We start from the raw sequence: 25,988 nt of genomic DNA, 5'->3' as shown, positions 1-25,988 counted from the left end.
ATGCGGATTAATCGCTTATTGCCATCAACCTAAGAAACCCAGCCTTCAGATGGAGTGGCTTTTATCTCAACCTGCTTAACCCGAACTCAGGTTACAATAGCGATGCTTACGGCGGTCACTGAGCTTTGCCGTTGGTGCAGCCTCTCGTAGAGAAGTGCGGGGTGCACCAACGCAATTTTTTGGTTCGGCAGAGAATCTTGCTGATGCCGTGCCCCCACAACTCAACTGTGCCTGCTTGAATGTCAGCCTCATAGAAATTTTCATATTTCTAGCTTTGATTAAAATACTGTAAGTTTATCTATTTAATGAACTAAATGTTATGTAGACGCGATCGCAGAAACTTTAAACTTTAAGTTCATATCCTAAAATTACCTTGCTCTTTACCCTGTTAGGATATTAATCAGTGTAGAATATTCGCTTAATTTTTGATAATAAAGGTTGATGATTAATATTACTAAATTAAATAAAATTGACTTTCTAGTTTTGATTGCAATTGTGGTTATTGGTCTTATACATTTGCCTTTCCCATTTGACGGAGATCAAGCATTTTTTAGGCTAGGTGCTTTGGAGATGCAACAAGGAAAGGTACTCTATCGTGATTTTTGGGATGTGAAGCAACCGGGGATTTTTTGCTTTTACTTTTTAGCAGGAACTTTCTTTGGTTTTAATGAGATTGGCATCCATCTCTTTGAACTTATTTATATGGTGTTTCTGTCTATAGTATTGTTGCTGAGTCTAAAAAGCTATTTTCGGCATCCGATAATCGCAAGTCTAGTACCTTTATTAACGGTTGGCGTTTACTATACTGTTTCACAGCCTTGGCATCTTACTCAAGTGGAAGCACTAGTTGGTTTTCCTTTATTCATTTGTCTTTGGCTAACTTCTCAATCTTTTCAATATGAAGGAAAGCAAAGATTTTTTCTACTTTTACTGTCAGGTTTTATTGGTGGAATTGTCCTAATTTTTAAATTAATACTTTTGCTCATATTAATTTCATTTTGGTTTACTGTTTTTATATATTCTGTACTAATCAAACGACAGCAAATTCCAAAAGCTTTTCTAGAAATATTTATTCCAATTTTTCTAGGAATTATATTTCCTATTTTATTTATTGTTAGCTATTTTGCCTGGTTTAATAGTTTACCAATTTTGTATGAAACATTCTTTTTATATCCACCTCGGATTGTTGCTAATTCCCAATTTGCTCCAAGTGGGCTTTTTGCAGGAATAAAATGGTTCTTAAATAGTTTTTACCCTGTACTTTTAGCCGCTACTGTTGCAGTGGATGTATCATTGCGTAAGTCTAAGAATATATTGACTTTGCTACTTGTGATTTGGTGTATTTTTGATTGGGGTGTCATTGTTTTACAACGTGGAGCATTTTGGGAATACCATTATTTACTATTGTTTGTACCTTTAGGTATTTTAGCAACTAAAGGATTAGATGTTTTATGGGAGTCTTTTAAAAAATTGATTTCCCCATTTACTACAATCCTGCTAATATTTTTGTTTTTCTTGCCTTTATCGAACACTCTTATGAAAAAGAGTATTGTTCTGGTTAATAATAACTTCGCTTTAGCTGAAGAGACAAGATTAAAATATCAAACTATTTTTAGAGAAAAATATCCATCTCTTCGTTCAGAGGCTGAATTTATCTCCCAACCAGGAAGTCTTCCTGGTAAGATTTATGTAGCTGGTGATCCATCTATTTACTACTTCTCGAATCGGACTCAGGCAACATCAATACGTGGTTGGGCACTTGAATATTTTCTGCCTGAGCAATGGACAAAACTTCTAGAAGAGTTAGATTCATCTAAGCCTCCTTATATCTTTATTGATTATATTCAGCAACCTACTATCAAAAAAAATTTCCCAAGAATGCTAGAGTTTATTGAGGGAAGATACCGTATTTTACGTCAAAATGATAACGGGATTTGGTATATTCTTTTGTAGAAAAACCACTACAGGAGTTTTGAATCATTCATGAGAAACAAGATATCCGACAACTTTTACGAAGTCGGGGATCTGCGGGTTGCAATTCTCTTAAAACCAAATAAATAAACTGTTTGTATTGCTATAAACTTTACCAATCGTTTGCTTTAGTATCATCCCAGACTTCCAATTCCAAATCGCAAAGATAAGTTAACCCACTTTGAATTTGTGCACCTGTTCACTCTAACAGTTTTGGGGGGAGTGGCGAGTAATGTAGTTAAATTACTTGAAAAGCACTGTCATTTATTCAGGGCGCAAGAATATCATCAGCAATATCTGGAGAAGCATGGACGCGCCTTTTACAGGATAGGCTAATCTGTAGGGGAAAGACGAAATGGTAAGCTGAAGAAAGTTATGAGGACGCAAATATGACTGACAAAAATCGTTCTCAATGGGACTTAGGCAGGTTTATCGAAACCCTGACTTACTTTGAGGTAATTCCTTTCCTCAACTGGGTACAGCAGTTAATCCAAGGCCGTTCTAAGGATAGTCAATATAGACCCAATGGAGGAAGAAATGTGGGTGTAATATTAGTTGTGGGTGCAACAGGTGGTGTCGGTAAACGAGTCGTGCAGCGATCGCTCCAACAAGGTTATAAAGTTCGCGCCTTAGTTCGAGATATTGACAAAGCGCGGTCAATTCTAGGTAATGATATAAATTTAGTAGTTGCGGATATCACGCAACCAGAAACTTTAACTCCTTTAATTATGGCTGATATCCAAGCTGTAATTTGTTGCACAGCAGTACGTGTAGAACCAGTTGAAGGAGACACAGCAGATAGAGCCAAATATTATCAAGGTGTTAAATTTTACCAACCTGAAATTATTGGTGATACTCCCGAAAATGTAGAATATCAAGGAGTCAAAAACTTAGTCCAAACGGCAGCAAAATATTTGCCCCAACCAAAGGAAAAACTAATATTTGATTTTACCAAGCCATCAGCAGAATTAAAAGATAACTGGGGAGCGTTGGATGATGTCGTCATGGGTGGCGTGAGTGCCAGTAATATCCAATTCGTAGAAAATACAGCTTTATTTGCGGGTAATGTCTCCACTGCTAACTCTGGCGGATTTGCTTCTATCAGAACTAAGAATTTTGATCCACCCTTTAACTTATCTAGTTACGAAGGTGTAAAATTGCGTGTCAAAGGTGACGGTCAGCGTTATAAAATATTTCTACGGACAGATACAAAATGGGATGGTATTGGCTATAGCTATTCTTTCGATACCGTAGCTAATACCTGGATAGATATTCACATTCCCTTTGCAGATTTAATTCCCGTATTTCGGGCAAAATTTGTCAAAGATGCACCGCCACTTGAAGAAAGTAGAATTTGCTCATTGCAACTGATGTTGAGCAAATTTGAACATGATGGCGCTTTAAATCCGAAATTTTCTCCAGGTAGTTTTGCTTTGCAGTTGGAATCAATTAAAGCTTATGGGGGGACAAGTTTACCCCAATTTATCCTCGTCAGTTCAGCAGGTGTCACTCGTCCCAGTCGCCCCGGCATTAATTTAGATGAAGAACCGCCAGCAGTGAAATTAAATGACCAATTGGGAGGAATTTTAACTTGGAAGTTAAAGGGAGAAGATAGTTTAAGAGAAAGCGGAATTCCTTATACGATTATTAGACCTTGTGCTTTAACTGAAGACATAGGTGGTAAGGAATTAATATTTGAGCAAGGTGACAATATTAGAGGTAAAATCAACCGTGAGGATGTAGCAGAACTTTGCGTGCAAGCGCTAAAACTAGGAACAGCATCTAACGTCACATTTGAGGTTAAAGAGGGAGAAAATACTGTCAACTCTATCGATTGGCAGAGTTTATTTTCTAACTTACAACCGGATAAGAGATGAAATATCTACAGATTTTTAATCTGTAATTATCCCAACAAAGTCTGGTTAGATAGGCTGTTATAACAAGTCAGCTATTGGTATGAAAAAAATCAAGGTGCTTGTAATCGCTGGGATTTTAGTAACAATAATCTGGGGCAGTTTTTTTTCTAAAACTGCCTCATCACAGCAAGTAGAGTCCCGGATCAATAACTTAGAAGCAGACTTGAATCGTGTTGAGTCGCGGTTAAATCAGCTAGAGTCTCAGCTAGGTAGAACCCGTCAGTCTCCATCCTCAAGAACAAGACTTACCCCACGACAGTCAACTGGTTCCAGAAGGAACTTAGCACAGCAAGATCCAATGTTCGATCGGCTTGCAACTTTGGTAATTGAATTGAAGCAACAAGTTAATAAATTAGAGGAGCGAGTTGCTAAATTAGAATCACGCTAAATATTTAATCAAATTTTAATTTTTGTAGAAGTTCAGTGCTAATGGGTGATTTAGCCAGAATTGGATGCTTAATACCTCCCCAAATACTTCCAGTGCGGATACGATGGGAAACTAATATTTCAGGAATTTCACTAGAGATTAAAACTTGTGGTGGTGCGAGTTGACCGATGGTTCGCGCTCTCTTGTAATGATATGATTCTGATAGAACCAGATCTAGTTGTTGAGCGATAATTTCTGGGGTTTCTTTTGCCGAATCTAATAATAGAATATAGTGTGGAGGATCGGCAATCGGCATCAAACTTTTAAAATTAGTTTCTTGCAAGTTCAAGAGAGTCAGAGCATTATTGACAAAGGTTTCTTGCAACTTTTCGCCCACCAAATCGCTAATGGCTTGATGTCGTCCAAGAAACTCCAAACAAGGAGTGTGGCGATAGTAATGAGTTACCCGGATGTGATCGCCAATTCGATAACGATACAAACCTCCTTTCTGCGATAAAATAATCGTGTATTCCTTGCCAATGCTGAGTTGATGTAAACCGTACAGGGAACCAGTCTCATCTTCGAACTCGAAAAAAACTTCATCCAGAATCGGCACACATCCTCCAGCGACAATCAACGGAATCGTTATTGGTGCTTCGGTTGCTAGTAGTCCTTTACCTTGAATTAATACACCTGGAAATTGCGCTTGCAATCCCTGAGCTTGATCTGCTGCATTGGCACTATCCCAGCAAGAAATCAGCTTTAAATTTGGCCAAAGTTGCATCCAGGGGATATTACTTTCGCACAGGAGTTGCAACCGATTATGTGAAATTCGATTGTGTAATTCTCCTCGTAATAAATCCTGACTTTCTTGAATATATTTTAAATGTACTTGCAGAAAACTAGGACTCCAAATAGAAATAATTTCTAGTTTTTCAGCCTCTAATAATGCCAAAGCCAGTTGATGTTTAAATGAATTCGCATCATGCAGCTGATTGAGTTTATTTGGTATCACCAACCAAGGAAGCAAAAACCAACGCAACCAGCCATCTAAGTAATCTAAATCGTTCTGTAAAGCTTGGCTATCCACTACATTTAATTGCGGCGAGATACAAGCATAAATCTTCCCTGTGGAAAATTTCGGGCCATGTACAATCAAATCATGCGCCCATACACAAAACATCTGATTAAACGATCGCCGCAAAGATTGAGTATAAGGAATCCATTTTACCCCCCCACTACTACCAGAGGTTTTTTCATAGAACAAAATGGGTTCTGGTGTAAGGGAAATTTGCTGCTGTTTGTGATTTAAGTAGGGTTCGAGTGCATCATAATCTACGATTGGTACACGCTGCCAATCATCTACAGAATGAATTCCCAAAGTTTTACCATACTCGCTCTTAATTAGGCGATCGCAAATCTCCCTTTTTACAGATGTCTGCATTAACTCTGGGTTATACAAAGCTTGATGAAATCGCCTCGCCGTTGGTGCGAGGATTTGCCCAAAAAGCTGAATAATCGGACGCATTATTGCACCTTTTGATTAGGATAAAGGTTGCTGGCTGCTGGTAAATAAGAACCATCACCAATGACTACACCGGGAGCAACATTAGATCCGGCTCCCACAAAAACATTGCTGCCAATCTTGACTTTTTTGACATACAACATTAAATTTTGCTTGCGGGGTTTAATGATGTGAGAATAGATACCGACACGATGCCCGATAACGACGCGATCGCCAATTTCTAATAAACTGCGATCGCCAATTTCTAAACTTGGTGTCCAGTAAACATCTCGCCCTACTTTAGCACCCCACAATCGCAACCAACAGGAAAACACCCCTGGAATCAGTCTTAGCAGTGCTTCTAAGGCGGGAATGGTAATATAAATTACCTGGATTTGATGACTACCCCACCAGGGACTATATTCTTTACCTTGTAGATAACTAATACCCTCCTGCACAGGATAAACCCATTCATGCAATCGATAAACTAGCACTGGTAGCCCATAAATAGAAAGGAACACTGCCAGAATGCTGAAGATGTTGGGTGAATAGGTAAGGTAGACTATTGCTGTCCCTGTCATGATTAATACAATAGTCGGAAAAAATAACAGAATTTTACTTATAACTGTCATGAAAATGGGAAAAAAAGTTTTTGGAACAAGTTTAATGAGCTAGGAATTCCGATTATAGATGGCATATTTTTGCTTTTATAATATGTTCCATGTAACTTATCCCAAATTTTCAGATTAGCTCCATAGTTATAATTGTGGATTTTACAGCAATGATGCCAAGCATGATCCTGTGGTAAAATTAACCAAGGAGATAAAAATTGATAAAGCTTGGTATTTGCAGGAATTATTAAGCGGCTATGTCGCCATAAATCCAAGGTAGAAGTTAGACTTACTCCAAGTAAATAACCTGTTGGATCGGCTAACAGATACAAAAACAAAGTGTGTATCCATAAATAAACAATTAACAAACTTGTCCAGAGTGTATTCCGGGAAGTTCCTAATACATCCATCTGAGTAACAGTATGATGGACTTGATGAACTTTCCACAATAATTTAGTATGTAATAAACGATGATTCCAATAATATAAATAATCAATCACAACAAAACTAATAACAAAAGCTAGAATTAATGGTAATTTTAAATATCCTTGTTGAATGGGTAGTAAATATTGATAAAGCCAATAAACTAAAGTAGCTTGTAGTAAGGGAATTAAAATTCCTTGAATCGTTAATCCTGTACCATCTAGTAACCAATCTTCACGACTTTTAACTTGAAGTTGAGTTCGTCCAACCTGATTAGTAATAGTCCAACCAAGTAATCCGATAAAAGAACCAAAAATTAGTACTTGTGAAAAGTATTGTATTCCCACTTCTGATTACTCACACTGATATTGATTAATTAGGAATTATTCTTAAACCCAAAATGTAACTTTTACCGATTGATTTGGCAATAAACGCGGATCTTCTCCACGAGATATAGCTGTTATAATTGACTCTACAAATATATGAATTGTGTCCGCAGGCGTATTATAAAATTGTGTACCGTATTTAGCGATCGCTTCTCCCTGAATACCCAAAATTTCCACGTCTTGGCGGATAATGTGTTGAGCAGTCCACCGCACAAAAGGACGTGCTAATTTATTCCAGATACCATAGTTGTAGGTAACATCGGTGTAAACCAGAGTTGAATTATCGGTTTCTGGAATAGATTGACTGGTAATGAACAAATGGCGATTGTGTGCCATTTTATATTCCACAGAGGTAATATTGGGCATATAAAAGCGATCGCTATGTTTAATCTCTGCACTCTGCAAATTCAGAAAACGGCTATACCATCCCAAATTACTGTTTTCGTTGCGATACTCCACCAAAACCGAACCATTCCACCGTTCTACAGTCATCTCTAGCTTTTGTTGGCGGGAAGTACGGAAAACACCAGGATGAACAAAAGCCGTATGGGGAATATCGATAAAGTTTTCCGCACAATTAGTAACATTGTTAGCAAAACGGTTAATTACCCGCACCGTCTCCCATCCTATTTCTCCGTAGTGAGGCATAGAAAAGGGTTCAAGATCAATACTTGGGGTATCAGCTAACCGCACATAAACATAACCATCCTGTTCTTTGGTAGCATAAGACTTGGCTCGACGCTGTGGCGAAGGTTTGAAATCATCTCCTTCGGCTGGAACAGCAATAACATTCCCAGCCTTGTTATATACCCAACCATGATAGGGACATTGTAAAGCACCGTCACAAACTTTACCTACTGAGAGACGGCTATTGCGATGTAAACAGCGATCGCGCAAAGCTACAGATTGTCCATCTTCACCGCGAAATATTGCTAACCATTCTCCTAAAACGGTTCGTGGTAATACCTTATTAGGTTGTAACTGTTCGCTGAGTGCGACAATGTACCAGAAATCTGCAAATTGCATGGTAGGTGGGAGCGATCGTATTTAAATTATGACAATGTTTTAAGCAAACATTGCTGGTAATAAAGCCGTCTTGACGCTCATGCTAGACTCGTGTATAGCATTTTTTCTTTGTTAAAATGACTAGCCTTCCACATCCAATTCAATATCAGGGTAGTAAAAGGAATCTTGCTTCAAGCATTCTCAGGTTTCTACCTAACAGAATAGGGCGATTGGTAGAACCATTTGCCGGAACCGCAGCAATCAGTATTGCTGCCTCTTCTAAATGCATTTGTCAAGAGTTTTGGATTAATGACCTGAACAAACCGCTGATTGAATTGTTAACTTTAATTGTGGAGAAGCCAAATGAAATAGCAGATGCATATACGGATATATGGAATAAACAACATTATGATTCTATAGAACATTATTTTCTAGTTAGAGAAGACTTTAATAGAACGAGTGAGCCAAAACTTTTTTTGTACTTGCTAACTAGATGTGTAAAAGGGGCTGTTAGATATAATTCTGATAGACTTTTCAATCAAAGCCCTGATAAACGGAGAAAGGGAACTCATCCTGACAAAATGAGAAAGAATATAGAAGGAGTTTCTCAACTTTTGAAGGGGAAGTGTAAATTTACATTCTTGGATTACAGAGATGTTTTAGATAAAGTTCAAGATAACGATTTTGTCTATATGGATCCACCATATCAAGGTGTATGTGGACAAAAGGATTCGAGATATTTTTCCAGTATCCAATTTAGTGATTTTGTTCTGGCTATTGAAGAATTAAACCGAAGAAAAATAGCGTTTGCAATTAGTTATGATGGCAAACGAGGTAATAAAACATTTGGCAATGAATTACCTAAAGAATTAGGTCTCAATAAGATTGAAATTGAAGTGGGACGCTCATCCCAAGCAACTTTATTAGGAAGAGAAGAAGTCACTGTGGAGTCTTTATACTTGTCGCCAAATTTACTAAGAGAACCTTTGAATATAGGAAGCTATATTAGCAGATCATCTAAACAGCTTACCTTTATGGAATGATATGGAAAGTTCTCAACAGCTACCTGATGATTTCATACAGCTTTGTAACTCAGTGACTGCCAAAAGGCCAAAAGCAGTTATTAGCCATATTCTGCAATACGGTTTTATAACCACGGAACATTTGAAAGAAATATACGGTTACAATCATCCTCCCAGAGCAGCACGAGATGTACGAGAACACGGAATTCCTTTAGAAACCTTTCGCGTAACAGGACGTGATGGAAGGAAAATTGCTGCCTATAAGTTTGGAGATATTGCCAAAGCAAGGTTTTCTAGATTATCCGGTAGAACAGGCTTATCGAAACAGATAAAAGATGAGTTAATTAGAAGATATGGCTGCAAATGTTTCATCTACTTAGAAAAGCTTGATGAGCGCGAATTACAAATTGATCATCGCGTTCCTTTTGAAGTTGATGGAGAACCAGGGCTAGAGCCTGAGAATTTCATGTTGCTTTGTGGCTCTGCAAATAGAGCTAAATCTTGGTCATGTGAGCATTGTGAAAATTGGAATACCATAAAGGACAAGTCTATTTGCTTGTCGTGTTACTGGGCTTATCCAGAAAAATATACGCATATTGCAATGCGACAAATCAGAAGGATAGATATTATATGGGAAGAAGAGGATGTTGAAATTTACGAAAGATTGAAACAGCAAGCAGTGAAATTGGAGAAGAAAATCACTGAGTTTGTCAAAGAAATTATTGAACGAGAAATTTGGCAGAATAGCGATGACTAAAACTTATTTGCATTTGATTCTATGGAGTTTATTTGTAAGCACCAAAGCTTTTCTGCTACGCTCAAATAAACTACTACGTACCTAAAAAATTAAGTGCGTTTGCTTTCATGAAGTAATTTGAAAAACACTTCTTAATCAAATTTACTCTTCCAGCTTACGAATTTCAACATTACCTTTAACATTAACCTGACAAGCTAACCGCGCATAAGGATGATTAGCTGCTAATGTCTCCAGCATTTCCTGTTCATCAGATTGAGGAGGAGGAATATCACCAATCACCTCAACCAAACAAGTGCCACAAATACCAGTCCGACAACCAAACAAAACAGGTGAATTCTGAACCGTGAGATGTTCAGACAAATTTTCATGACATTTTAGAGTGATAGGAACAAAATCACTTCCCGGAAACGATATCTTACAGAAGTCAGTCATAATACCTAACAATATTACCTAAACAACACTCTTGCATTCCTCTCTACGACTCTGTGTCTCTGCGTGAGCTAAAAACAAATCATCTCGCTGTTTAAAACCTTGAAAAGCTATTTTTTGATTTGCTAAATATAGAGAAATTGAATTAGTACCTATCAGTGACATATTCCGATTACGTCGCCAAAGATAATCGAGTTTTTCAACATACACCTGATAAGATTTCATTGCCTCCTGATGAGTTGAAAAACTGCGCTGCAATCCTTCAGACTCCTCGGTAAAACAACAGCGCATCATTTCTTTAGCATCCCTGTCACTCATCTCAAAAATAGGCGATCGCAACATCCGATAAATCTGAGAATATAACGCCGGATCGTACCAAAAAATCCCATTAATCGCCGCCGAAAAATGAAAGTGATCCCTCTGACATCCCCACAAGCCTAAATTAGCTACCAGTCGCTCAAAAGCAGTTGGTGGCTTAAGGCAAGTGACAACATCATGAGATATAATTGTCGAACTATTGAAGTGAAAACTTTCATCCAAAAAGTGATAATAGGAAACTTTAGCAGGAATGGGAGCAACTTCAGGACGGGGATGTTTCTGATAATAATTGCTGAGTTTGTGCTGTACTAACTTACCATTTAGTGTCCGCACTCCCCGGACAGTGAAATACTGACAAGCTAAAAAAGTATTATTTGCAGAAATCAGCCCAAAGTATTGAAGTTGAATTTTTTTCCACCAAGTTTTTAGGGCATTGGTGTCAGCATAAACCATCGTTTCTGTAAAGGGGCCGCGCATCGGGTAGGTAAAGATCAGTTCCCCAAACAAGGCTTGTTCAACCTGTTTGGCAATTGTGCGAAAGGCGTTAATGTGCGATCGCTCTTGGGAGGATTCCAAATCTAATGTATCGCAGATTAAGCGAAAATCTTCTTGAGCGTAAAGTCCGGCTGCACTGGTTTGATTGAAAAAGATAGTGGCAATTTCAGCAGAAACAATTTGTGAGTAGTAAGCTACCCAGTAAAGTTGGTTCAAAATTATACGCTGATGTTGGCTGGACTGTTCCCATAAAGGTGTACCATATAGTAGGGAAAACTCCTCTGGGTTCCAATACTCGTTTTGACAATCTTCATAGCGAAAATTGCTAACTGCTTCATCCATTAAAGCAGTATGGTCTTGCTGTTTGTTGCGGGTGTGGTTAATTTGTAATTTGCGATGAATAGTTTTTTCCATATCCGTTTTTATTTGACGCAGAGATAAGATTGATATTTATTACACACATTGATAAGCGGGGAGTGGTTGAAAGGCTCCGCGTTCTTCTAAGGTTTGCAGGATAGACTGGGCTGATTTTATCCCCATGAGCGCTCGCAATATTTGTAATCGCGTTCCACTGTGAGTCTCTGTATCTAATTCTTCTAAAATTTGGATTTTTTGCGATCGCGTCAAATGTCCTTTCACTTGTTCTACTGCTGCCAATACGCTTTGCGGCCCCACCTGTACCATAAACAAAAACTGTGCCAATACATCAAGAATTGTTGTTTGACTGAATGCTGAAACAGTAATTTGATTAAACAAAGTGGTTCCTGTGGCGTGATGACGGGATTCAGATTGTAAAAAACTGGAAAAAAGTTCTGCTAAAACTGGATAGCGGCATTCCTTCGCTAAACGTCGATAATGGCTTAAACCCCATCCTTCTAAAATGACTTGCAGCACAAACAACAAAATTGTTTTATCTGCACTTTCAACCACTTCTGATAGTAAGCGCAAAAATGGATCGTCCGTGCTAGTTACTTCTATTTCTGGTAAAAAATGGCTAATTTGGTGAAGGTGGGTAGCTTCATCAGCCGTAAACAGTCCATAAAGCATTCGTTCTTCAACTGTTTCTGCTAACAGTACCATTTTTGCCATGTAGCCAACGCCTGCTTTCTCAATGAAATATGATTCTTCTAATAAACTGCGGTTGGCAAGTTCCAGAATAGCAGATTGTTGACTAATATTAGATTGTTGAAAAATTTTGACTTGATGTAAATTGAAAAATTCAGCACCCCAATAATTTAATTGCGGGTAAGGAGCATAATTATTCTGATTGGGTAATGCTGCTGTTAATATCCGTTGTAAACGCCCATGATAATCTGTGTGTGGTAGGTCAAAACCGATAATGTTATATTTTAAATCCATTTTTTTCTTGTTCAATTAAAATCAACTCAGGGTTAGGAGTTGATGGAATTTGACTATTTAAGTAATTAATAGTTTTCCACTTTCCCCAAGTTAAGGCTTTTTGGTGATTAACGTGCTGAATAAATTGCAAAATTGATTTATCTGCTTTAGTAGGAGTTTGCAAATTAAATTGAATAGTTTGAAATACCTGGGTATCCCCCTTTGCAAAATAATTACCAACCTGCTGGGTTAACCATAGCAAAGCATGATTTACTATCCATCCTAAAAATCCAGGACGTTTGGGAGTCACTAAAATTGTTTGTCCCTCAGTTTTTCCTCCTTCTATCATTCGTAACGCAAATATAATGTAGAAGTGCAAGAAATCCGGCCCTAGCGTTACAGTGCCAGTGTTGCCATACCAATAACACATACTATAAGTAACTTCGTTGCGGTATAAAGGGCGAATCAAGCGGATTAACCAGGAATTATCCCCTCCGCGTGTAGTGTTGCTGAAGGTAATAGCGTTGGGGTTGAGGTCTTGGGAATCAAATACAATCTCTAAGGGCAGATTGTGTACTGTGTTAAAATGGTGAGCATCAATCGCATTAATTAGTAAAACATTGGGATGGCAGTTTTTAACAAACCGAGTCCCCAATATATAATCACAGTCTGCCTGTTCTAGTTCTGGTACAAAAGGCAGCGAACTTGGCTTTTCTTCTCCCACCCAAATCCAAATCATGCCGTACTTTTCCGCAGTGTGCCAAGTTTTAATACATACAGGTAACGGTTTTTCGAGAGAAGGAATATCTATACAAATTCCGCGCTCATTATATTTCCAATTATGAAAAAAACAGCGAATATTATCACCTTCCACCTTACCTTCTGCTAAATGTGCGCCCATGTGTGGACAATAGGCATCTATAGCTACTACTTGACTACTAACTCCCCGATAAATTGCCAGATTTCTACCTAGCAACGTTATAGCTTGTACCTGACCAATTTTTAATTTTTTTGATGGTAATGTCCAATACCATCCCTCTAGAAATTGTGTTGGATTGTTAAAGTTTGAGTGTAGGTTGGTAGATGGCATAAAAGTTAAATTAGAACACAATCTTGCACAAATTTTAACGATGATTCTGACTCCCACATTCTTTGTCCAGCACGGGTGAGATTGTCATAACTGATCTCAGTTAAACAAACCAATTCATCTCCTTGTCGATAGGCTGGATTTTTTTCCTCAAAAAATTGGATATGAGGATTAGTCTGTCGTCCTGATGGAATTTCAATCAACCCTTCCCGTAAAATTTGGGGATGCGAGAACTGGACAATACCAGTTGTTTCTTGGTATAAGTTACCATAATATTCTCGTGCCAAATTCCCCATTAGATTCTTGACTTCAGCAGGTGTTGTGACATCATAACGGGGGTAGAAATTTTGCCAAAAGGTAGGGAGAAAACGATAAGTGCGAAAACCAGAGCAAATTAGTAGCCAGTAAAGTTTATTTTCTGCATAATGTCGACGCAGAAAATTGATGGCGGCAATCCAACTACGTGGTAGTGTTGTACTCGACCAAGCACTAGGATCAACAATAGTGTCGCCGGAATATACTACACTAATTTTTTCTCCTAAAAAAGTCTTTTGGCATAACATTAGAGTTGAAAATCCTTTGAGTGCATTGGATGTTTCATCTCTCAACAACAAAACCCAGTTTTTACGCTCTAGATCAATTTGAAACCCATCCCAGGTTATACCTTTAAAATAATTTTGCAGTAGCACATACATGGCGGTGCGATCGCTTGGTTGCAACTTTTGAACCGGAATCAGCAAACTCTTCATTATTCGGAAATTACCTAAAATCAATTTGTAATATTTTTGTAATTAACACTTTATCGAGTACTTTAGTAAATTTACGGTGTAATGTGACAGATTCCAGAATGGTTATTTATACTACAATTGAGTATTCACATCTTATACCTTCTCAATAAGGCTTGGTGGGCATTGCCAACTCTAGAAAATAATTCAGATGTAGGTTAGGTTGAGAAACGAAACATTACCAAAGCTTTTGTTGGGTTACGCTGTAGCTAACCCAATCTACTATTCTACACCCCTATTTTTTGACCATCGAGATGGTTTTAGCTGGTTTACATACTCCATATATTGAGCTAATGGCCGATCAATACTAAGGAGCAACTTCGGATTAAAGCGAATATTGTCGTAAATCTTGCCATCTTCATCTCTGAGCATATAGTAAGCCAAGCGAGTACAGAATAGCAAAAACTGACTTAGCAGATATCCTCCAATACCTTGACGTTTTTCAGTTACATAAATCGGTTGAATTATCGTTCTTCCAGGTGCAACTGGAGTGTAAGCATATATCATATACAGTGGCGAAAAAAGCTGGACATCTTTCATCATTGTCAACAAACCAATGCAACCATGAGCATAACGCATTGAATACTGATACGTAGAACCAAGAAATTTTTGACCTAATTGTTCTCGAAAGGTAGTTTTGGGAAATTGTCCCCGCATTGTAAAGTCAATTTGCGTGCCTAATTCGCTGCGATTTAACAACAGATCCATTTTGATGTCTAAATGATGAATTGTTTTTAAATGTTGAGTATCAATCCCATTCATCATACAAATATGATGATGACAACTTCTTACAAATGCAATATCAGCTTGTGCAACAATTTCTTTTCCCTTCAATTCATCAAAATCAGCCACTCCTTCTGGTGCTTCAGCATCTGGATAAATCCAGATAAATCCATACTTTTCTTCTGTTGCATAAGCTTGTAATTTAGCTTGAGTAGGAATTTCTGATTGACAGGGAACATTTTGACAAAACCCTGTTTCATCAAATGCCCAATGATGAAATGCACAACGAATCCAATTACCATCAACCTTCCCAATTCCTAAATCTGTCCCCAAATGAGGGCAGTAAGCATCCAAAGCCCGTACTTGCCCATCTTCACCTCTAAAAATGGCAGTTTTTTGACCGCACACTTCTACAGATTTTGCTGTTTTTTTAGGTATTTCATGACTAGGACAGGCAATATACCAACCCTTTGCAATTATATTCCAGTTATTAAATATTTGCATCTTTTTTTAATAGATAATTATTTAATATTTCTTGCAACTTTTGTTGAGGATTAAAATTGATATTACTCATAAGAGAGTGTGTAAAAAAGTAATATAATTTCTACCCTAATAGTCATTGTCAGCCACACAAATACCTTTACATTTAATACCGTTGGTAGCAGTACGCTGACAATGAGAACATAGAACTTTTTCGTTTTCTGTTTCTTTATTTATCTTTATACTAGTGCTTGCTTGTAGCTTGTCTTTTTCGGTCTGGAGTTTTTCACTCATAAGAATGGAGGAATTATTCGCTGTTTAAATTTTACAGGTCATTTAGTTAGGAGTGATTATCCGTGAGGTACAATTGCGGAATAAAGCGATCGCAGCGATCACCGTAGGCATCGTTCTACAGATAACGGCTAAACGCAGCGGCAGCAGATAACCTTTGCATCCTTACCAACGCCTTTCGTTCGTCCTCTGCCATGAAGTGTTAGCCTGCGGAACAACAGTAAATGACAGTTTTAATGAGGAGGTGTGCACCGGAGATCTTAGTGCGACGAGCAACCTGTTTAACAGCAAATTCAACAGAACTAGAACCAATCGAATAAATTTGTTCAGCTTGATAGTATTCGTAATTGATAATGCGTAGGCGTAGCCCGCCGCAGGCATCGCTTGAATATGTTCTTGAAAAGCTTGCTTTTGTTCTGGGGTCATCGGTAAGTAAATATACTCATCTTAATTATCTTGACTCATCTTCGCCCTCTTTGCAAAAAAACTGGGATGCTCCCCCAAGGGTTTCTCTATTTCTACCAAATATTAAGGTCACAAAAAGCCAAAAATCTCCAGGTTTCAACCTAGCTGCTAAATGGAAGCGTAGACGCGTTCGCGTAGCGTCTCGCAGAGAAGCGGCTTGTCGTCAGATATCGCTTAAAGGATGGTCAACAGCAAAATCTAACATAGTGGTCTAAGCTGACAAAATAAATCTTCTTAAATAGTAGAGAACGCTAAAATTCCGTAATCATCTATGTAAATAAATCACAATTTCTAAATTTATGTCAACTTTTGATGAAACTGAAGCAATTTATGTGCGCGAATTAGGAATTGATGACATTGCTCCCGTTTACCACTTGGGAGAAGGGTTATTTACCAGTGATTTATATCCTTATTTATACCGCACCTGGGACGAATGGGAAGTGATTGGACTTTACAACACCGATCCAGAATACTGTCTTGTGGCCGAAACAGATGGGGAATTAGCAGGATTCGTTTTGGGAACCATCATCACCAAAGCATCCTGGACTTATGGATATATTTTATGGTTGGGAGTTAGTCCGAAATATCAGCGTCGGGGAGTTGCAGACAAGTTGGTTGATAAAGTCGTCGCCCGGATGATTGAAGATGGGGCGCGGTTTATGCTGGTAGATACTGACCCTACCAATACTTCAGCATTAAAGTTTTTTAATCGCAAAGGTTTTGGTAATATCCGCCAGCATATTTTCTTGTCGATGAATTTAAGCAAGCATGAATATTATGGCAGATTGATTGATTACGAACATCAAAAAGCTGAAAGAGCAGGTTATAGGCGATCGCGTCCAGCAATTCGTGCTCGTAAACCTGATAGTGTTGCTAATGAAGTCGTCTTTAATCCTCTAGTAAGTGAATCTCAAATAACTGAGGAGCAATCTCCAATCTAACAAAAGTTAGAAGTAATCCTTTCAAAGTGAGTAAAATTTTTGGATAATAATTCCTCTTTTCTCCATGTTTTTGCTTCCAAATAGTTGCATAAATTACTTTTTAGTTATATAGACACGGGGAACGCAGAGAGAAAAGCATTATGGCGATTATTGATTTTGAATTTAGAGCAAAGTGGCGTGACTTATGTCTATAGAATTTGGGCGGGAAATTTGCGGCAATCTTGACATTGCAGAATCGCGGGAGTGGTTAGTTACTAACGGTATTGGTGGTTATGCCTCTGGGACTGTGGCTGGTTTATTGACTCGCCGCTATCACGGACTATTAGTAGCAGCATTGAAACCACCTCTGGGTCGTACTTTAATGCTGACAAAACTAGATGAAACTGTATTGTATGATACCCGCTCTTATTCTCTAGACACCAATCGTTGGGCAGATGGTATTGTCAGTCCCGACGGTTATCAGCATATTGAACGTTTTTCTCTGGAAGGTACAATTCCTGTATGGCGTTTTGCTGTTGCCGATGCCTTATTAGAAAAACGGGTGTGGATGCAACAAGGCGCGAACACAACTTATGTCCAATATACTTTGCGTCGTGCTACCCAACCGCTAAAGTTGACGCTCAAAACAATAGTTAACTACCGCGATTATCACAGCGACACTCAAAGCAATGGTTGGCAGATGTCTGTAGAGGAGGTAGAACAGGGGATTTGTGTAACTGCTTATCCGGGTGCTGTACCACTATATCTGTTGAGCGATGCCTACGGCGGTAAACTACGCGCTAGTGCATCTGTTGTTCACAATTGGTATTATGGCTTTGACTTGGCAGTTGAACGCTATCGAGGATTAAGAGATAAAGAAGACCACCTCCACGCCGCCACCTTTGAAGTTACACTGAATCCTGGGGAAGCGATGTCTACGACGGGCTGCACCTACGCGTTTGTAGCCAGCACGGAAAAACAACCAAATCTCAATGGTGAAGCTGCACTTAAGTTACGTCGTGCTCATGAGCAGAAGTTAACAGGATTTTGGAAAACTAATCAACCCCTCAACACTAAAGAATCACCTAGTTGGATCAACCATCTAGTACTGGCTGCTGACCAGTTTATTGTTGATCGCTCATTACCAGAAGACCCGCAGGGTAAAACCATCATCGCTGGTTATCACTGGTTTAGCGACTGGGGACGCGACACCATGATTAGTCTACCTGGTTTGACAATTTCCACTGGTCGTCCAGAGGTAGCACGCTCAATTCTTCGCACCTTTGCCAGATATGTAGACCAGGGAATGTTACCTAATCGCTTTCCTGATGCGGGTGAGCAACCAGAATATAATACAGTCGATGCCACACTCTGGTACTTTGAAGCAGTCCGCGCTTACTACAGCGCTACAGACGATGATACTTTGCTTGGTGAACTCTTTCCTATACTTGCAGACATCATTAATTGGCACTGTCGCGGTACACGCTATAACATCCACCTCGATCCAACCGATGGCTTACTTTATGCAGGCGTTGCAGGTGTACAACTGACTTGGATGGATGCCAAAGTTGACGATTGGGTAGTTACGCCCCGAATTGGCAAACCGATTGAAGTTAATGCACTTTGGTATAATGCTTTACGGACAATGGCAAAGTTTGCCCGTCAACTTGGTAAACCACATCAAGAGTATGAGGCAATGGCAGACCGTGCAAAGTATAGATTTTCTCGCTTCTGGAATGACGAAACAGGTTATTGCTATGACGTTTTAGACAGTCCTGATGGTGATGATGAGGCGTTGCGACCGAACCAAATATTTGCTGTGTCATTACCAGAAAGTCCGCTCACACCTACCCAGCAAAGAAGTGTGGTGGAAGCTTGTGGGCGATCGCTGCTGACTTCTCATGGGTTGCGATCGCTTACCCCCGATCATTCACAATATCAAGGTAAATACGGTGGCAATCAGTATCAACGTGATGGTGCTTACCACCAAGGGACAGTTTGGGGTTGGTTGTTGGGCCCGTTTGTCTTAGCACACTTGCGCGTCTACAAAAATCCTGAGCAGGCTCGGCAATTTTTGGAACCAATGGCTAATCATCTTACTGCACATGGTCTTGGCAGTCTCAGCGAAATTTTTGATGGACATGCCCCGATGACTCCACGGGGATGTATTGCTCAAGCGTGGACAGTGGCAGAGATTTTACGTGCTTGGTTGGCGACAACGAGTTGATGCGGGGAATAAATCAGGTTTTAACAGGTTCAATTGTAATAATGTTGTGTTAGTTCATAATTTAGCAAGAATAGGTGCTTAGGTTTATAGTACAGCATATTAACAAATATAACTTTGCTTCTAAGTTTGTCTACAATAATTTTTTGAGCAATTTTCCTGTCAAATTTTAATCAAAATTTCAGTGATATCTCAAGTACAAAATAGATAGTCTAAATAGAAAAATAATTCCCTGAATTAAGTATTATAAACAAAGGTTTGAGTAAATTATGGCAAATCTAACCCAAGAAGAAATCAGATTAGCAGAAGCCCTAACTCACAAAGCTCATTGGCGCAGATGGGGGCCATATTTGAGCGATCGCCAATGGGGAACAGTACGCGAAGACTACAGTCCCAATGGTACAGCCTGGGACTATTTCACCCACGATCAAGCTCGTTCTCGTGCCTACCGTTGGGGTGAAGATGGGATTGCTGGTATTTCTGATAATCATCAACGACTTTGTTTTGCGATCGCACTTTGGAATGGCGAAGATTCTATTCTCAAAGAAAGAATTTTTGGTCTAACTGGTAGTGAAGGAAATCATGGGGAAGATGTTAAAGAATATTACTTTTATCTAGACAATACTCCTACCCATTCCTACATGAAAGCACTTTATAAATATCCCCATAAAGCCTTTCCCTACTCTCAATTAGTTGCCGAAAATCAACACAGAAATCGCCACCAGCCAGAATTTGAATTACTAGATACAGGTATATTTGATGAAAATCGTTACTTTGATGTCTTTATCGAATATGCTAAAAATACTGCTGAAGATATTCTCATCCAAATTAAAGTAGTCAACCGAGGGTCAGAAGTAAAGACACTACACCTATTACCTACTCTCTGGTTTCGTAATACATGGTCTTGGAATGGAGATACCAGCAAACCAACTTTAAAAGAGGTCGAATCTGGTAATGGCTTTCATCTAGTTGAGACGTTTCATCCAACCTTAGCTAAAAGGTGGCTGTATTGTCAGGAAGCAAACGAAATTCTCTTTACAGAAAACGAAACAAATTATCAGCGATTATTTGGCTCTCCTAATTCATCAACCTATGTAAAAGATGGCATTAATGACTATATCGTTCAGGGTAAAAAAGAGGCAGTAAATCCAAATAAAGTTGGCACCAAGGCATCTGCTGATTATTTTTTAACAATCGGCGCTGGTGAAACTAAAATCGTTAAATTACGATTGAGTGATGTACCTCATTTAGTTGAGCCTTTTGAGAAAGAATTCGATACAATATTTTGGGAACGACAACAGGAAGCAGATAAATTTTATCAGCGGGTCACGCCATTTGCTCTCAGTGAAGATATGCGAAATGTGCAACGACAAGCATTTGCTGGAATGCTGTGGAGTAAACAATATTATAACTATGTTATAGAGGATTGGTTGAAAGGTGATCGCAATACACCACCGCCACCACCAGAACGCCAACAAGGCAGAAATCGGGAATGGTTTCATCTCTACAATAAAGATATTCTTTCTATGCCCGATAAGTGGGAATATCCTTGGTTTGCAGCTTGGGATTTGGCATTTCATACCATTCCTTTGGCAATGATTGACCCTGATTTTGCTAAGTATCAGTTGGATGTTTTAACACGAGAATGGTATATGCATCCTAACGGGCAAATTCCTGCATACGAATGGGCCTTTGGTGATGTTAATCCACCTGTTCATGCTTGGGCAACTTGGCGAATTTATAAGATTGAGCAAAAGATTTATGGACAGGCAGATAGACAGTTCTTAGAACGGGTTTTTCAGAAACTAATGCTCAATTTTACCTGGTGGGTAAATCGTAAAGATACTGAGGGTAACAATGTCTTTCAAGGGGGATTTCTTGGTTTAGATAATATTGGTGTATTTGACCGCAGCGCGGCTTTACCTACAGGCGGACGTATTGACCAATCTGATGGTACGAGTTGGATGGGAATGTATTGTTTGAATATGTTAGCGATCGCTTTAGAATTAGCGAAGACTAATCCTGTTTACGAAGACATTGCTACCAAGTTCTTTGAGCATTTTCTTTACATTGCTGATGCTATGAATAAAATTGGCGAAATAGAATCTAGTTTGTGGAATGATTCAGACGGATTTTACTACGATGTGCTGCATTTACCAGAACGACAAATTACCTTAAAAGTTAGGTCTATGGTAGGTTTAATTCCTCTCTTTGCCATTGAAACTATTGAACCAGAAACTTTAAAACTGCTGCCTGGTTTTAAAAAGCGATTGGAATGGTTCATCCAAAACCGTCCTGACTTGCGGCAAAATGTGGCTTGTATGGAAACAAAAGGAGTGGGTGCAAGGAAATTACTGGCGATAGTTTCCAGAGATAAGCTCAGAAGTATTCTCCAAAAAATGCTGGATGAAAGTGAGTTTTTTGGAGATTACGGTATTCGGGCGCTTTCTAGATTTCATGCTGAAAATCCTTATATTTTTGATGTCGATGGTTCACAATTTCGAGTCGATTATGAACCGGCTGAATCTAGTAGTGGTTTATTTGGTGGTAATTCCAACTGGCGCGGCCCCGTTTGGTTTCCGGTGAATTTCATCCTAATTGAGTCTCTACAAAAGTTTCATTATTATCTAGGAGACGATTTCAAAGTTGAATGTCCAACAGGTTCTGGTCAAATGATGACACTTTGGGAGGTTGCATCAGAATTATCTCAAAGGTTAACCAAAATTTTCTTGCAAAATACTTTTGGTAAACGTCCTATTTATGGTGGAATGCAAAAGTTTCAAAACGATCCACACTGGCAAAATTTGATTTTATTCTATGAGTATTTTCATGGTGATAATGGAGCCGGAATTGGTGCTAGTCATCAAACTGGTTGGACAGGTTTAGTTGCGAAATTAATCCAGCAATTTGGTGAATATGAAGCACAGGATCGAGAACCGAAAATAGAGAAGGATAAAAATGCGATCGCTCTAATATAAAAACATCCAAACTCGATCCTCCCTGACCCTGATTAAAAAGGCTTGTCGTTACCAAAATTTGCTTTGTTCCCAATGTTGAAAATTAAAATTTTTGAAATAATTCTCAGCAAAAATTAATTTAATTCCTAGTAAATCCATTTAAACTACAGCGTTTTCGAGGTTTATGAGGTACATTAAGTATTAGTCCATCAAGAACTACAATGAAACCTATTCAATCGATTTGCGAGAAAAAATAGTAAATGCGTATGAAAGAGGTGATACTTCGGTCAGAAAAGTAGCCGTTCAATTTGGTGTAGCGAAAAGTTATGTACAAAAGCTGCTCCAGCTAAAAAGAACCCAAGATCATCTAGAACCTAAAAAGCGCTGCGATCGCATTTTCTATTAAGCGTTTTCTGCAACCTCTGTGCCAGCTAAATCAAATGGCTTCTGCTATTTCTGTTGAAGATTTGGGACAAGTACAGCTAAATCTTGATAATGCACCCAGTGAGGTTAAAGAATTAGCTCAAACTTTAACCATACTGTTATCGCGACTTTCCCAATTATGGGAGCAAGAGCGAGAATTTGTGAGTAATGTTTCTCACGAATTACGCACACCTTTAACGATTGTACATAGTTATTTGCAAAGCGTCTTACGAAGGCAGAATAACTTAACCCAAACTCAACAAGAAGCTTTAGAAACTGCGGCATCAAAAGCTGAACGCACTATCCGCTTGTTATAAGACTTACTTGATTTAGCACGTGCAGATAGCGGTTATTTATACTTTCAAATGAAATCTTATGTACTGAATAATCTTGTTGAAGAAGTGTCATGATGGCAAAAAAATATAGCGATCGCACAATTACGATCGAGTCAGAAATTTATCTGATTGAGATCAAAGCAGATTATAATGGCATCGCAGGCTTGACTCTGGCACGAGACTGATCATCAGATTTAGCGATTCTGGATTGGATGCTTCCAGGGTTGACAGGTTTAGAAATTTGTTGGTGTTTGCGAACAACAGGGAGTACAGTACCAGTAATTTTGTTGACAGCAAAAGATGAAGTGAGCGATGCCTACGGCAAGCTGCTTTGCGTCTACGCGTGGCAGGATTAGATGCAGGAGCTGATGATTATGTAGTTAAACCCTTCAGCATTGAAGAACTATTAGCTAGAATTCGCGCTCATCTCCGTCACACCCAAGAAATAGACGAGGATTTGTTGCAATTTTAAGATTTAAGCTTAAATCGCCGCACTCGTGAAATATTTCGGGGAAAATAAAGCATTCAGTTAACAGCAAAAGAGTTTGACTTATTAGAACATCTCCTTTCACACCCTCGTCAAGTATTTACTAGAGATCAAATTTTAGAGAAAGTTTGGGGTTATGACTTCATGGGTGATTCTAATATTATTGAGGTTTATATTCGTTATTTACGACTCAAGTTAGAAGAAAAGAATGAAAAACGTTTGATTCATACAGTCTGTGGTGTAGGCTATGCACTACGGGAGTAATCGTAATTACTTGGCGATTTTGAGAAAAAGTAACATATTAAAGATAAAAGAGGATTATGAAGAAAAAATGGGCTGTTAAACGACTGACAGTAAATCTCACAACCGAGGAAATGAAGAAACTTGAACAATACTGTACTCTCACAGGAAGACCAGCAACAGATGTAATTCGAGAATTGCTCCGCAGTCTTGAGGTTGACAATGCTGAAAACTCTGAGATGGGAACAGCAGACTCAACAATCACTGCTGGCAGTTGGTCAAAATCACACTAACTATCGACTTGAATAATAGCGTTTCATAATCAGAATCAGCTACAGCTTAAACTCACCTCCAATCCTTCTCTTTGGTAAAAAGAGGGGTTGGGGGTGAGGTTTTAATATGTACTTCATCCATCTGAGAACTTTTATATCCTGCCAAATTTTAGAAATCTGCTAACTCAATAAGCTTGGGATGAGCGTAAGCGTTACCCAATAAAGCCTTGAAAATGTTGGGTTTCGTTCCTCAAACGCCACTTACTTTCATCGCAAGAACGCTTCTAGTAACACCTTTACGCCTTTTGTCTTTCCTATGTCTTAACAAGCATCGATTGTGGGCATCATAATCCCAGTCCGAATACATTAGCTAGCAGCCAGAAAACTATTTGGCAGCAAGTTTTTCATTTACAAATCTAGTATCAACCGATGGCAGATAGTTTTAGACGTTATCTCTTTGTTTCTCGATATAGTTTGTATGCTGTATTTCTTTTAGGATACCTACAGATTCAATTGGGAGTAATCTGTAGCATAGGTATTTGGATATTATCAGCAGCTAAGTTACAAGCAGCCCAAGTACATCAAACCTGGAAATCACCTTCAGGATTGATTGAGCAAGTCACCACAGTTAATCCTGAGTCAGCAGAGCAATTCTCAAAACCACTCCCCTATCAGTTAAAGCCAACACCTATTTTGATGGCGGCACCGGAAAACTTCAATCCTGATTTGCGATTACCGCCACCGCTACCTGAACCACCGCAGCAGAATTCTAGTCCGCCACCGCTACCCGAACCACCGCACCAGAATTCTACTCCACCAACAACTTCCACCAAACCAAAAACGCCGGATGCAGTTTTGGAAAGTATTGATACAGACTATCACTATGAGACAGACAACTTTGGCCAAACTAATTTTTTCCTCGAACCAACAGTTCAGTTTCGATTGAGAAATGGCAATAAAATATTTTTCAAGACTGGTTTTAACTTCTTTGAGCAACGCGGTGTTGAATCAGTAACCAATATTCCCTTGCAAATTGGATGGCAAGGAAAAATCGGACAAGTGACTCTCCAAACAGCAGCCGGAGTCGATGTATTCAATCGTTTACCCACAGCGATCAATCTCAATGCTAAGGTGGAGGCTCCCATTTCGCAGCCGCGAGTTTCCTCATCAGGTCGATTGCTATCGGTAGTAGTACTATCAGCTAATTTAGAACAAAGGCCCTATAAATCAAATGCTCGAACTTTAGATAATCAAATTACTGCTTGGCGATTTGGACCTGATTTATACTGGCAGATTGACCGTAATACTAGCTTGTTTTCGTCATTGCGTTTGGGTAGTTACAACGATGGTAATTCCGAGGTGCAGTCTTTTAGTAGGTTAGAGCGCAAGTTCGGACAATTTTCTTTGGCAGCTAACTTATTTACTTGGAGTTACGAGCGCGATTTAGAACGCACAAGCGGTTATTTTTCTCCACCAGATTTCCTAGTTTACAACGGTGAGGTAGCTTGGGAAGGAGATATTACTAATTTCTTACGCTGTCGCCTTGCTGCCAACTTAGGACGGCAGCGACTTAAAGGAGAATTTGACAATGCCAATACCTATCAAACGCGCTGTACGGTAAAACTGTCGCCCAGTATAGAAGCAGACTTGGGCTATAGCTTTAGTAATGTCCGCAATCAAGAAACCGGGGGAAGTGCCTACAGTAGTAATTCTTTGACAGGACAGTTGCGGATCAGATTTTAGTAGGTAGGAGGCAA

General features: G+C 39.0%; 21 protein-coding genes and 3 pseudogenes. 12 read left to right on the top strand and 12 right to left on the bottom strand.

The features are described 5' to 3' along the window. Window positions 1–75: 75 nt before the first annotated feature. Window positions 76–264, bottom strand: a complete 189-nt coding sequence (locus V7K89_RS32575; RefSeq protein ID WP_335194774.1) for a hypothetical protein — start codon at window positions 262–264, stop codon at window positions 76–78. Between the two features lie 177 nt (window positions 265–441). On the opposite strand from V7K89_RS32575, the gene V7K89_RS32570 reads away from it, so the two are divergent. The 3 genes from V7K89_RS32570 (at window position 442) to V7K89_RS32560 (ending at window position 4,275) form a co-directional block, all read left to right on the top strand. Then, on the top strand, window positions 442–1,953 hold the full coding sequence (locus V7K89_RS32570) for a hypothetical protein (protein WP_335194772.1): 1,512 nt from the start codon (window positions 442–444) through the stop codon (window positions 1,951–1,953). A 407-nt stretch (window positions 1,954–2,360) separates the two neighbouring features. After that, window positions 2,361–3,848: a CIA30 family protein gene (locus V7K89_RS32565; protein WP_335194770.1), complete on the top strand. Its 1,488-nt coding sequence runs from the start codon at window positions 2,361–2,363 to the stop codon at window positions 3,846–3,848. 79 nt (window positions 3,849–3,927) lie between these two features. After that, window positions 3,928–4,275, top strand: a complete 348-nt coding sequence (locus tag V7K89_RS32560) for a hypothetical protein (RefSeq protein ID WP_335194768.1) — start codon at window positions 3,928–3,930, stop codon at window positions 4,273–4,275. 4 nt (window positions 4,276–4,279) lie between these two features. Here the strand turns inward: V7K89_RS32560 and V7K89_RS32555 are convergent, their stop codons facing one another. From V7K89_RS32555 to V7K89_RS32540, 4 genes are read right to left on the bottom strand one after another with little or no spacing between them, the layout of a single operon-like run. Further along, window positions 4,280–5,782 carry a GH3 family domain-containing protein gene (locus V7K89_RS32555; RefSeq protein WP_335194766.1) on the bottom strand — a complete coding sequence of 501 codons (1,503 nt, stop codon included), beginning with the start codon at window positions 5,780–5,782 and terminating at the stop codon, window positions 4,280–4,282. Then, window positions 5,782–6,390 (bottom strand): acyltransferase, encoded by a 609-nt coding sequence (locus V7K89_RS32550; RefSeq protein ID WP_335194765.1) that lies wholly within the window; start codon window positions 6,388–6,390, stop codon window positions 5,782–5,784. Before V7K89_RS32550 ends, V7K89_RS32555 begins: the two co-directional genes overlap by 1 nt. Beyond that, window positions 6,387–7,139, bottom strand: a complete 753-nt coding sequence (locus V7K89_RS32545; RefSeq protein ID WP_335194764.1) for a sterol desaturase family protein — start codon at window positions 7,137–7,139, stop codon at window positions 6,387–6,389. The genes V7K89_RS32550 and V7K89_RS32545 overlap by 4 nt, the downstream gene beginning before the upstream one ends. 42 nt (window positions 7,140–7,181) lie before the next feature. Next, window positions 7,182–8,204 carry an aromatic ring-hydroxylating dioxygenase subunit alpha gene (locus tag V7K89_RS32540; RefSeq protein WP_335194762.1) on the bottom strand — a complete coding sequence of 341 codons (1,023 nt, stop codon included), beginning with the start codon at window positions 8,202–8,204 and terminating at the stop codon, window positions 7,182–7,184. Window positions 8,205–8,320: 116 nt separating this feature from the next. Between V7K89_RS32540 and V7K89_RS32535 the strand changes: the two genes are divergently transcribed. Together V7K89_RS32535 and V7K89_RS32530 are read left to right on the top strand one after the other, a co-directional pair. Beyond that, a complete protein-coding gene (locus V7K89_RS32535) occupies window positions 8,321–9,226 on the top strand; it encodes a DNA adenine methylase (RefSeq protein WP_335194760.1) in 906 nt (301 codons plus the stop codon). Window position 9,227: 1 nt separating this feature from the next. After that, window positions 9,228–9,962, top strand: a complete 735-nt coding sequence (locus V7K89_RS32530) for an HNH endonuclease (protein ID WP_335194758.1) — start codon at window positions 9,228–9,230, stop codon at window positions 9,960–9,962. Window positions 9,963–10,103: 141 nt separating this feature from the next. Here V7K89_RS32530 and V7K89_RS32525 read toward each other — a convergent pair whose 3' ends face one another. The 7 genes and pseudogenes from V7K89_RS32525 to V7K89_RS32495 all read right to left on the bottom strand — a co-directional run. Next, window positions 10,104–10,394 (bottom strand): 2Fe-2S iron-sulfur cluster-binding protein, encoded by a 291-nt coding sequence (locus V7K89_RS32525; protein WP_335194756.1) that lies wholly within the window; start codon window positions 10,392–10,394, stop codon window positions 10,104–10,106. 18 nt (window positions 10,395–10,412) lie between these two features. Continuing rightward, on the bottom strand, window positions 10,413–11,618 hold the full coding sequence (locus tag V7K89_RS32520; protein WP_335194755.1) for a P-aminobenzoate N-oxygenase AurF: 1,206 nt from the start codon (window positions 11,616–11,618) through the stop codon (window positions 10,413–10,415). A 39-nt stretch (window positions 11,619–11,657) separates the two neighbouring features. After that, a complete protein-coding gene (locus V7K89_RS32515) occupies window positions 11,658–12,563 on the bottom strand; it encodes a ferritin-like domain-containing protein (protein WP_335194753.1) in 906 nt (301 codons plus the stop codon). Beyond that, window positions 12,547–13,632 carry an aromatic ring-hydroxylating dioxygenase subunit alpha gene (locus tag V7K89_RS32510; protein ID WP_335194751.1) on the bottom strand — a complete coding sequence of 362 codons (1,086 nt, stop codon included), beginning with the start codon at window positions 13,630–13,632 and terminating at the stop codon, window positions 12,547–12,549. Before V7K89_RS32510 ends, V7K89_RS32515 begins: the two co-directional genes overlap by 17 nt. 5 nt (window positions 13,633–13,637) lie before the next feature. Further along, window positions 13,638–14,378 carry a hypothetical protein gene (locus V7K89_RS32505; RefSeq protein WP_335194749.1) on the bottom strand — a complete coding sequence of 247 codons (741 nt, stop codon included), beginning with the start codon at window positions 14,376–14,378 and terminating at the stop codon, window positions 13,638–13,640. Between the two features lie 258 nt (window positions 14,379–14,636). Next, on the bottom strand, window positions 14,637–15,641 hold the full coding sequence (locus V7K89_RS32500) for an aromatic ring-hydroxylating dioxygenase subunit alpha (protein ID WP_335194747.1): 1,005 nt from the start codon (window positions 15,639–15,641) through the stop codon (window positions 14,637–14,639). Between the two features lie 469 nt (window positions 15,642–16,110). Beyond that, window positions 16,111–16,272, bottom strand: a pseudogene (locus V7K89_RS32495) (ISKra4 family transposase); the annotation flags it as partial. Window positions 16,273–16,672: 400 nt separating this feature from the next. Between V7K89_RS32495 and V7K89_RS32490 the strand changes: the two are divergent. The 7 genes and pseudogenes from V7K89_RS32490 (at window position 16,673) to V7K89_RS32460 (ending at window position 25,974) form a co-directional block, all read left to right on the top strand. Next, window positions 16,673–17,314: a GNAT family N-acetyltransferase gene (locus tag V7K89_RS32490; protein ID WP_335194745.1), complete on the top strand. Its 642-nt coding sequence runs from the start codon at window positions 16,673–16,675 to the stop codon at window positions 17,312–17,314. A 184-nt stretch (window positions 17,315–17,498) separates the two neighbouring features. Further along, entirely contained in the window at window positions 17,499–19,520 is a 2,022-nt protein-coding gene (locus V7K89_RS32485) for an amylo-alpha-1,6-glucosidase (protein WP_335194743.1), read from the top strand. Window positions 19,521–19,786: 266 nt separating this feature from the next. Continuing rightward, on the top strand, window positions 19,787–22,495 hold the full coding sequence (locus tag V7K89_RS32480) for an MGH1-like glycoside hydrolase domain-containing protein (protein ID WP_335194741.1): 2,709 nt from the start codon (window positions 19,787–19,789) through the stop codon (window positions 22,493–22,495). Between the two features lie 359 nt (window positions 22,496–22,854). Then, window positions 22,855–23,405 (top strand): annotated as a pseudogene (locus tag V7K89_RS32475) (histidine kinase dimerization/phospho-acceptor domain-containing protein); the annotation flags it as partial. Continuing rightward, window positions 23,385–23,983 (top strand): annotated as a pseudogene (locus V7K89_RS32470) (response regulator transcription factor); the annotation flags it as partial. The pseudogenes V7K89_RS32475 and V7K89_RS32470, both read left to right, overlap by 21 nt. 56 nt (window positions 23,984–24,039) lie before the next feature. Beyond that, complete coding sequence (locus V7K89_RS32465; protein WP_335194739.1) at window positions 24,040–24,252, top strand: CopG family transcriptional regulator; 213 nt, start codon at window positions 24,040–24,042, stop codon at window positions 24,250–24,252. A 408-nt stretch (window positions 24,253–24,660) separates the two neighbouring features. After that, window positions 24,661–25,974, top strand: coding sequence for a hypothetical protein (locus V7K89_RS32460; protein WP_335194737.1), 1,314 nt, complete (start codon window positions 24,661–24,663; stop codon window positions 25,972–25,974). Window positions 25,975–25,988 lie beyond the last annotated feature (14 nt).

It is taken from the genome of Nostoc sp., assembly GCF_036917515.1.
Lineage (GTDB): Bacteria > Cyanobacteriota > Cyanobacteriia > Cyanobacteriales > Nostocaceae > Nostoc.
The sequence above is the reverse complement of the archived record's forward strand: the minus strand, read 5'-3'. Positions and strand labels throughout refer to the sequence as shown.

Coding starts and splice junctions, on each gene's coding strand:
- V7K89_RS32575 (WP_335194774.1), bottom strand. CDS start 264: ATGAAAATTTCTATGAGGCTGACATTCAAGCAGGCACAGTTGAGTTGT.
- V7K89_RS32485 (WP_335194743.1), top strand. CDS start 17,499: ATGTCTATAGAATTTGGGCGGGAAATTTGCGGCAATCTTGACATTGCA.
- V7K89_RS32520 (WP_335194755.1), bottom strand. CDS start 11,618: ATGGAAAAAACTATTCATCGCAAATTACAAATTAACCACACCCGCAAC.
- V7K89_RS32540 (WP_335194762.1), bottom strand. CDS start 8,204: ATGCAATTTGCAGATTTCTGGTACATTGTCGCACTCAGCGAACAGTTA.
- V7K89_RS32460 (WP_335194737.1), top strand. CDS start 24,661: ATGGCAGATAGTTTTAGACGTTATCTCTTTGTTTCTCGATATAGTTTG.
- V7K89_RS32510 (WP_335194751.1), bottom strand. CDS start 13,632: ATGCCATCTACCAACCTACACTCAAACTTTAACAATCCAACACAATTT.
- V7K89_RS32525 (WP_335194756.1), bottom strand. CDS start 10,394: ATGACTGACTTCTGTAAGATATCGTTTCCGGGAAGTGATTTTGTTCCT.
- V7K89_RS32515 (WP_335194753.1), bottom strand. CDS start 12,563: ATGGATTTAAAATATAACATTATCGGTTTTGACCTACCACACACAGAT.
- V7K89_RS32530 (WP_335194758.1), top strand. CDS start 9,228: ATGGAAAGTTCTCAACAGCTACCTGATGATTTCATACAGCTTTGTAAC.
- V7K89_RS32565 (WP_335194770.1), top strand. CDS start 2,361: ATGACTGACAAAAATCGTTCTCAATGGGACTTAGGCAGGTTTATCGAA.
- V7K89_RS32570 (WP_335194772.1), top strand. CDS start 442: ATGATTAATATTACTAAATTAAATAAAATTGACTTTCTAGTTTTGATT.
- V7K89_RS32465 (WP_335194739.1), top strand. CDS start 24,040: ATGAAGAAAAAATGGGCTGTTAAACGACTGACAGTAAATCTCACAACC.
- V7K89_RS32535 (WP_335194760.1), top strand. CDS start 8,321: ATGACTAGCCTTCCACATCCAATTCAATATCAGGGTAGTAAAAGGAAT.
- V7K89_RS32505 (WP_335194749.1), bottom strand. CDS start 14,378: ATGAAGAGTTTGCTGATTCCGGTTCAAAAGTTGCAACCAAGCGATCGC.
- V7K89_RS32550 (WP_335194765.1), bottom strand. CDS start 6,390: ATGACAGTTATAAGTAAAATTCTGTTATTTTTTCCGACTATTGTATTA.
- V7K89_RS32555 (WP_335194766.1), bottom strand. CDS start 5,782: ATGCGTCCGATTATTCAGCTTTTTGGGCAAATCCTCGCACCAACGGCG.
- V7K89_RS32480 (WP_335194741.1), top strand. CDS start 19,787: ATGGCAAATCTAACCCAAGAAGAAATCAGATTAGCAGAAGCCCTAACT.
- V7K89_RS32560 (WP_335194768.1), top strand. CDS start 3,928: ATGAAAAAAATCAAGGTGCTTGTAATCGCTGGGATTTTAGTAACAATA.
- V7K89_RS32490 (WP_335194745.1), top strand. CDS start 16,673: ATGTCAACTTTTGATGAAACTGAAGCAATTTATGTGCGCGAATTAGGA.
- V7K89_RS32500 (WP_335194747.1), bottom strand. CDS start 15,641: ATGCAAATATTTAATAACTGGAATATAATTGCAAAGGGTTGGTATATT.